This window comes from Streptomyces sp. NPDC045899, from assembly GCF_056431485.1.
In genome coordinates this window covers 29,504-36,297 of sequence record NZ_JBWKKP010000045.1, presented here as the reverse complement: position 1 = coordinate 36,297, position 6,794 = coordinate 29,504, and the positions used below count along the sequence as shown (strand labels likewise).

The following is a 6,794-nucleotide window of genomic DNA, read 5'->3' as shown; positions in this document are numbered from 1 at the left end:
TTTCCTATTTAGGTTTACCACACCCCCCTCCCCCCCTCCCCTTTTTTCCTTCTGCCTCTTCTTTTTTTCCTTTTTTCCCCCCCCCCCCCCCCCCCTCCCCCCCCCCCCTTTTCCCCCCCCCCCCCCCCCGGCGCCGTCAGGCGAACGGGCCTTCGGCCGTGAAGCGGCGCAACTGGCGGGCGAAGGACTCGGCTTCCCCGGGCGGCCAGGAGGACAGGCTCCTCATGATGTGGGCGGCCAGACGCGCGCGCAGCTCCGTCACCGCGGCTTCGCCCTCCTCGGTGAGGACGAGCAGATGTGCGCGCCGGTCCGTGGGGTCCGCCTCCCGGCGGATGAGCCCGGCGGCCTCCAGCCGGGAGGCACGGCGGGTGACACCGGAGCGGTCGACCCCGGCGTCGGGGGCCAGCTCCGCGGCACTGCGGGGTCCGGTCCGGGCCAGTGCGCTGAGCACCGGGTACGTCACATCGTCCACCGCCTCTCCCATGCCTTCGGTGAGCCGCTTGTGCAGCTGTGCGCGAGTGGTGCGCCTGAGCAGGATGCCCAGCGCTTCCGCGATCTCATGTCCCACTTCGTTTTCCACACCACAAGAATAGCGTGCGCGCCGCACGCGTTTCCTGCTACAGTGAAGGAGATGCGTGCGCGGCGCACGCACAACCTTTCTCGAAGGGGATTCCCATGACTCGCACCGGCATCGAGGCCGCCCTGAACGACCTGCTCTTCAACGGCGACATCACCCTGGAGGAGGCCGCCGACCGCCACTTCTCCCCGGAGTACCGCCAGCGCACGGACGGCGAGTGGGCCGACCGCACCGAGTTCCTGGAGCACATCACCCATGTGCGCTCCCTCGTCGCCGACGGCCACGTCGAGGTGCACGAGGAGCTGTACGACGGCAGCAACTACGCCGACCGGCACACCGCCCACATCACCAAGAAGGACGGTTCGACCGTGAGCATGGAGGTCTATGTGTTCGCCGACTTCGCGCCCGACGGCCGGTTCAACCGCATCGAGGAGACCACCTTGATGCTCAAGGGATCCGACGCCGACCGGAACATCGGCAGCGCCCGCTGATCCACGAGGACCGACAGGACACGAGCTAGCGGTGCTCGAGCCATTCCCGGTAGTACGTGGGCGCCAGGGGCGTGCCCTCCGGCGCGGTGAGGACATCTCCCGCGATCACCGCGAACATGCCCGCCTGCTCGTCGGTGACCACCCGGCGGCCGTCCGGCCTGGCCCCCACGGTGATCCGGCCCAGCTCGTCGAGCGGGAACACCTCGGGGCCGCCGATGTTGCGGACGCCTCGCAGCGGGGCGCCGGTGGCGGTGGCCACGACCGCCGCGGAGACGTCCGCGGCGGCCATCGGCTGCACCGGGGTGGTGGGCAGCCGGACGGTCTCACCCTCGGTCGTCCAGTCCATGATGGCCTCGACGAACTCGAAGAACTGGGTGGCCCGCACGATCGAGTACGGGATCGGGCCGCTTGCGAGGATCTCCTCCTGGGCGGCCTTGGCCCGGTAGTAGTCCAGTTGGGGCACCCGGTCCACGCCGACGATCGAGAGAATCACCGCATGGCGCACACCGGCCCGCTCCGCGGCCGTGCCGATGGTGTTCATCGACGTCTCGAAGAAGTCGACGGAGGAGGCGTCGAACGCGGGGGAGTTGGTCAGATTGATCAGCACTTCGGTGCCCGGCAGGACATCGTCCAGACCCTTGCCGCTGACCACGTCGACCCCGGTCGACAGCGAGGCCGGGACGACCTCGTGGCCGCCCGCTCCCAGCCGCTCGACCACCTGGGTTCCGATCAGCCCGCTCGCGCCCAGGACCGTGAACCTCATGACGCACCCTTCGTCGAGTGTGCGGGCCCGTCGGCTCCGGACCGGGACCGACGCCTCCGACCACGGTACGCCCGACCTCGTGACGGCCGCAGCGCGGCCGGTCGAGGGGTGGCCGGTGCGCGGGCGCAGTACGGTGGCGAAGGGCGCCCCGTCCGCTCCGGTGCCCGGCGCCGGGGCCGCGGACGGAGGTCGCCCGGTCCACGTCCAGATCCACGTCCGGACGGAGGTGGCGCGATGGCGCACGACGAGGCGACGGCCCACTCACCGGCGGGTCAGGGGCGTCGGTCCGAGGCGTGGAAGACGGCGGTCACCGTCATCCAGGAGGCGGAGTCACCGGTCGTGCCGGACGGCGCGCACGCCATGACGCTGGTGGTCGAGTTCCCTCCCGGGGATCCCGGCACACCGCCCCACCGCCACTTCGGGCCGGCCTTCGGCTATGTGCTGGAGGGGGAGATGGTGTTCGAGCTCGAGGGAGAGCCCGAACGGGTGATCAGGGCGGGGGAGGCGTTCTGGGAACCGGGCGGCGACGTGATCCACTACCAGGACGGCAACCACCGCACGGACGTACCGGTCCGGTTCCTCGTCACCATGATGTGTCTGCCCGACAAGCCCATGCTCGTCCTCGTCGAGGACGAGGAACTGGAGCAGCGCAGCCACCGGCGCGCGCCCCGGCCGTCCTGACCGGCCGTCCCGATGGGCAAGGGGAGTCGGCTCGCGATGTTTGACGGGTTCGGGGAGGGGCCACTCGTGCCGGGACATGGCTTCAGCGCGGACGGTGAGCGGTAGCGGCCGGGTTCCCGCCCGGCGGCGCGCGCAGCGGCGTGTCGATGACCACCACCAGCACCTCGTGTGCGGAGACTGCGGTCGTACCGACCGCTGTGAGAGGTGCCCGCGAGACGAAGGAGAGACCAGCGATGGCGAACGCGGACCGCAATCCGACGACGACGGATGCCGGCATCCCCGTCGAGAGTGATGAACACTCCCTGACCGTCGGACCCGGTGGGCCGGTCCTGCTCCAGGACGCCTATCTGATCGAGCAGATGGCCCAGTTCAACCGGGAACGCATTCCTGAACGGCAGCCCCACGCGAAGGGCAGCGGGGCGTTCGGACACTTCCAGGTGACCGGCGATGTGAGCGGCTACACCAAGGCCGCGCTGTTCCAGCCCGGCACCAGGACCGAACTGGTGACGCGGTTCTCCACCGTCGCCGGTGAGCGCGGCAGCCCGGACACCTGGCGTGACCCGCGGGGCTTCGCGGTGAAGTTCTACACCACCGAGGGCAACTACGACATGGTCGGCAACAACACGCCGGTCTTCTTCGTCAAGGATCCGATGAAGTTCCAGCACTTCATCCGGTCCCAGAAGCGCCGCGCCGACAACAACCTGCGCGACCACGACATGCAGTGGGACTTCTGGACCCTCTCACCCGAGTCCGCCCACCAGGTCACCTGGCTGATGGGCGACCGCGGTATCCCGCGCAGCTGGCGCCATATGAACGGCTACACCTCGCACACCTACATGTGGATCAATGCCGCGGGTGAGCGCTTCTGGGTCAAGTACCACTTCAAGACCGACCAGGGCATCGAGTTCTTCACCCAGCACGAGGCCGACCAGATGGCCGCGGCCGACACCGACTACCACACCCGCGATCTGTTCGAACACATCCGGGACGGGAAGTACCCGAGCTGGACCCTGTACGTACAGGTGATGCCGTACGCGGACGCGCCGGGCTACCGGTTCAACCCGTTCGACCTGACCAAGGTCTGGCCGCACGCCGACTACCCGCTCATCGAAGTCGGCCGGATGACCCTGGACCGCAACCCCACCGACAACCACGCCGAGATCGAGCAGGCCGCGTTCCAGCCGAACAACCTCGTACCGGGCATCGGGCCGAGCCCCGACCGTATGCTCCTGGCCCGGCTCTTCTCGTACGCCGACGCCCATCGCCACCGCATCGGCGCCAACTACCAGCAGCTTCCCGTCAACGCACCGATCGTCCCCGTGCACACCTACTCCAAGGACGGGGCGATGGCCTACCGCAACACCACGGATCCGGTGTACGCGCCCAACTCCAAGGGCGGACCGGCGGCCGACACCGAGCGCTACGGCAACCCGCCCAGCTGGTACGCGGACGGCGAGATCACCCGGGCGGCCTATGTCTCGCACCCGGAGGACGACGACTGGGGCCAGCCCGGGACGATGGTGCGCGAGGTGCTGGACGACGGAGCGCGTGAACGGCTGGTGGACAACGTCGTGGGGCATCTGCTCAACGGCGTCAGCGAGCCGGTGCTGCAACGGGCGTTCGAATACTGGCGCAACATCGACCCGACCGTCGGCGCCCGTATCGAGCGGGATGTGCGCGCCAAGGCGGACGAGAAGGATCCGAAGGCGGCTCAGCAGGGCAACCCCGCGCGGGAGAGCATGCAGCGCAAAGCGTGAGCTGACGACCTCCCCGTCGCACCTCACCGGAGCCGTTCCCGGGGCCGCGTCCGATCGGAGGGCGCGGTCCCGTGTGGTGTCGCGGGCCCGGTGGCGGGGGTTCCGCGCGTCCGCGTGGGGCGGCCGAGGGCGACCCCGGCCAGGACCAGTGCCAGTCCGCACAGCTGTTGGACGGTCAGCACCTCCGCGGCGACCACCGTGCCGAGCAGCACACCGGTGACCGGGTTCAGCAGTCCGACCAGTCCCACGGTGCCCGCGGGCAGATGGCGCAGCCCGGTGAACCAGGCGGCGAATGCCAGCGCGGTGGCGATCAGCGAGACATAGCCGAAGGCGAGGAGCGCCGAAGCGGAGAGCGCGGGGGGAGAGCCCTCCACGGCCGCGGCGGCCGGGAGGAGGAACAGCCCTCCGGCGGTGAGCTGCCAGGCGGTCGAGGCGACCACGTCGATCTCGGCGCTCCACCGTTTGGTCAGGACGTGGCCGAAGGACGACACCAGCACGGCGGCGGCCGAGGCGAGCACCCCCGGGCCGCTCACCCCGTCCGCCCCGGTGAGCAGCATCAGGCACACCCCCGCGAGCCCGGTCCCGGCCCCGGCGAGGTGCGTGGCCCGGGGCTGCTCGGACACCAGGGGCCAGGCGATGAGCATCATCGTCAGCGGGGACACCGCCATGACGGTCGAGGCCACGCTCGTCGGCAGCAGCTGGGAAGCGATGTAGACGAGGACGAAGAACACGCTCACATTGAGCAGGCCCAGCACCGCGGATCTCCACCACCACGCGCCGTGCGGCCGCCGTCGGCACAGGGCGAGCAGCACCAGCCCCGCGGGGAGCGCCCGCAGCGCCGCTCCGTACAGCGGGTGGTCCGCCGGGAGGAACGCGTGGGTGACGAAGTAGTTGGTGCCCCATGCCACCGGAGCGACCGCCGTCAGTGCCACCCATCGCGCATTAGCTTCCATGGAAGCTAATATAACTTCCCTGGAAGCTACCATGGAGGGCATGGCAGACAGGCAACCACTGGACCGCGTGGCCCGTATCCAGGCCGACTGGCGTCGCGAACGGCCCGACGTCGACGTCTCCCCGCAGGGCGTGATCGGCCGGCTCCACCGGCTGGCCGGGCAGCTCACCGAAGAGCTCTGCCGGGTATACGGCCGCTACGGTCTCGGCGAGGGGGAGTTCGACGTGCTGTGCGCGCTGCGCCGCGCCGGTGAGCCCTTCGAGCGGGCCCCCGGTGAACTCGCCGCGCACACCATGGTCACCACCGGCGCCATGACGAAGCGGATCGACCGCCTGGAGCGAGCCGGACTCGTCACCCGCCGCCGCTCCGCCGACGACCAGCGCGGCCGGATCGTCGCCCTCACCACCCCGGGCCGTGAACTGATCGACCAGGCGTTCCCCGACCATATGCGCAACGAACGGCATCTGCTGGGGCTCCTCACGGCCGAGGAGGCCGAGACACTCGAAACGCTGCTCACCGCCTGGCTCTCCCGGATGGAGCGCCCGGGCCCGCCCGGTGACGGGTGACCGGTGGGAGCATGCCCCTCACCGGCAGGCGGGTCGCCTCAGCAGCCAGTTCTTCGCCGTGGTCAGGGCCCGGTCCGTATGGGTTTCCCTGCGGATCACGGGGACGAGGACGTCCTGGTCGGGTGGGATGGCCGCGTCGTACGTCCGTCCGGTGCGGTCCGCGTCCCGGACCGTCGTGACGCCCAGGAGGGCTCCGTCGGGGAGACGGTGCAGCACGTTCCCGGTGGGGACCCCGAAGGTGGGTTCACCGAAGGACCGTGTCTCCGGCCGGCCACGGAAGGCCACCAGGACGGCCTCGCCCGAGCTCCCTGTGTCCGGGCCGGTGAGGAGCGCGACCGGGGCGTCATCGTGGGCGACGGGCTTGCCGGTGCCCCAGTCGAACACCTTTCCGTCTTTGGCGGGGTTGCCGTTCTCAATGGTCCAGGTGGTCTTCTCCCCGTTCGCGTCCACGAACATCCCGACGCGGCCGTCGCCCAGGATCCGGCCGACGACGGCGAGCATCGGCCACATGGTCCCGCCCCTGTTGTGGCGCAGATCCACGACCCAGCCACAGGCCCGCCCCCGGTCCGCCTTCGCCACGGCCCGGCGCCCCTGTCGTACGTACCGCCGGAGCGTCTTCTCGGTTCCGGTGACACCGGGGATGGACACATAACCGATGTGATCCCCCATCGACCGGCCCTCCAGGTCCTCGATCACCTTCGGTGAGGGTCCGTACGCCGCTTCGGTCTTCTTCGGATCCCAGAGGAAGCTGTGTCCGTCGCCCAGCGAGTTGAGGGCCGAATAGATCGCGCTGTAGGTGTCCGCGGGCTTTCGCGCTTCCCGGGCCTGCGTGTACGCCGTGCGGCGCAACCGCGTCCAATCGATCGTGCGGCGGTGGAGCGCGTTCTTCTCCATGAAGGTCAGTGCCGACGACAGATACGCGCGGGCTTCCGGCGACATGGTCGGATCCGCTCTCTTGCCCTCATCCGCCGTGCATCCGGCCCCTGCGACGAGGGTGCCTGCCACCA

General features: G+C 69.9%; 8 protein-coding genes. 4 read left to right on the top strand and 4 right to left on the bottom strand.

The window, feature by feature from the left end:
• Positions 1-136 precede the first annotated feature (136 nt).
• A complete protein-coding gene (locus tag AC07FT_RS35525) occupies positions 137-580 on the bottom strand; it encodes a MarR family winged helix-turn-helix transcriptional regulator (protein WP_471201506.1) in 444 nt (147 codons plus the stop codon).
• A 95-nt stretch (positions 581-675) separates the two neighbouring features.
• Between AC07FT_RS35525 and AC07FT_RS35520 the strand changes: the two genes are divergently transcribed.
• Entirely contained in the window at positions 676-1,068 is a 393-nt protein-coding gene (locus AC07FT_RS35520) for a nuclear transport factor 2 family protein (RefSeq protein WP_471201504.1), read from the top strand.
• Positions 1,069-1,093: 25 nt separating this feature from the next.
• On the opposite strand, the gene AC07FT_RS35515 is transcribed toward AC07FT_RS35520, so the two are convergent.
• Positions 1,094-1,831 carry an SDR family oxidoreductase gene (locus AC07FT_RS35515; RefSeq protein WP_479180273.1) on the bottom strand — a complete coding sequence of 246 codons (738 nt, stop codon included), beginning with the start codon at positions 1,829-1,831 and terminating at the stop codon, positions 1,094-1,096.
• A 234-nt stretch (positions 1,832-2,065) separates the two neighbouring features.
• Between AC07FT_RS35515 and AC07FT_RS35510 the strand changes: the two genes are divergently transcribed.
• Entirely contained in the window at positions 2,066-2,512 is a 447-nt protein-coding gene (locus AC07FT_RS35510; protein WP_471201498.1) for a cupin domain-containing protein, read from the top strand.
• A 233-nt stretch (positions 2,513-2,745) separates the two neighbouring features.
• Complete coding sequence (locus tag AC07FT_RS35505; protein WP_479180271.1) at positions 2,746-4,269, top strand: catalase; 1,524 nt, start codon at positions 2,746-2,748, stop codon at positions 4,267-4,269.
• A 23-nt stretch (positions 4,270-4,292) separates the two neighbouring features.
• Here the strand turns inward: AC07FT_RS35505 and AC07FT_RS35500 are convergent, their stop codons facing one another.
• The gene (locus AC07FT_RS35500) at positions 4,293-5,222 is read right to left on the bottom strand and encodes an EamA family transporter (RefSeq protein WP_479180270.1); all 930 of its coding nucleotides are present in this window, start codon (positions 5,220-5,222) and stop codon (positions 4,293-4,295) included.
• Positions 5,223-5,262: 40 nt separating this feature from the next.
• On the opposite strand from AC07FT_RS35500, the gene AC07FT_RS35495 reads away from it, so the two are divergent.
• The gene (locus tag AC07FT_RS35495) at positions 5,263-5,787 is read left to right on the top strand and encodes a MarR family winged helix-turn-helix transcriptional regulator (protein ID WP_471201490.1); all 525 of its coding nucleotides are present in this window, start codon (positions 5,263-5,265) and stop codon (positions 5,785-5,787) included.
• An 18-nt stretch (positions 5,788-5,805) separates the two neighbouring features.
• Here AC07FT_RS35495 and AC07FT_RS35490 read toward each other — a convergent pair whose 3' ends face one another.
• A complete protein-coding gene (locus AC07FT_RS35490) occupies positions 5,806-6,726 on the bottom strand; it encodes a S41 family peptidase (RefSeq protein ID WP_479180269.1) in 921 nt (306 codons plus the stop codon).
• Positions 6,727-6,794: the final 68 nt, after the last annotated feature.

Bases quoted from the DNA above. Each gene is read 5' to 3' on its own strand.
- AC07FT_RS35505 (WP_479180271.1), top strand. From the start codon at position 2,746: ATGGCGAACGCGGACCGCAATCCGACGACGACGGATGCCGGCATCCCC.
- AC07FT_RS35490 (WP_479180269.1), bottom strand. From the start codon at position 6,726: ATGTCGCCGGAAGCCCGCGCGTATCTGTCGTCGGCACTGACCTTCATG.
- AC07FT_RS35515 (WP_479180273.1), bottom strand. From the start codon at position 1,831: ATGAGGTTCACGGTCCTGGGCGCGAGCGGGCTGATCGGAACCCAGGTG.
- AC07FT_RS35520 (WP_471201504.1), top strand. From the start codon at position 676: ATGACTCGCACCGGCATCGAGGCCGCCCTGAACGACCTGCTCTTCAAC.
- AC07FT_RS35495 (WP_471201490.1), top strand. From the start codon at position 5,263: ATGGCAGACAGGCAACCACTGGACCGCGTGGCCCGTATCCAGGCCGAC.
- AC07FT_RS35500 (WP_479180270.1), bottom strand. From the start codon at position 5,222: ATGGAAGCTAATGCGCGATGGGTGGCACTGACGGCGGTCGCTCCGGTG.
- AC07FT_RS35510 (WP_471201498.1), top strand. From the start codon at position 2,066: ATGGCGCACGACGAGGCGACGGCCCACTCACCGGCGGGTCAGGGGCGT.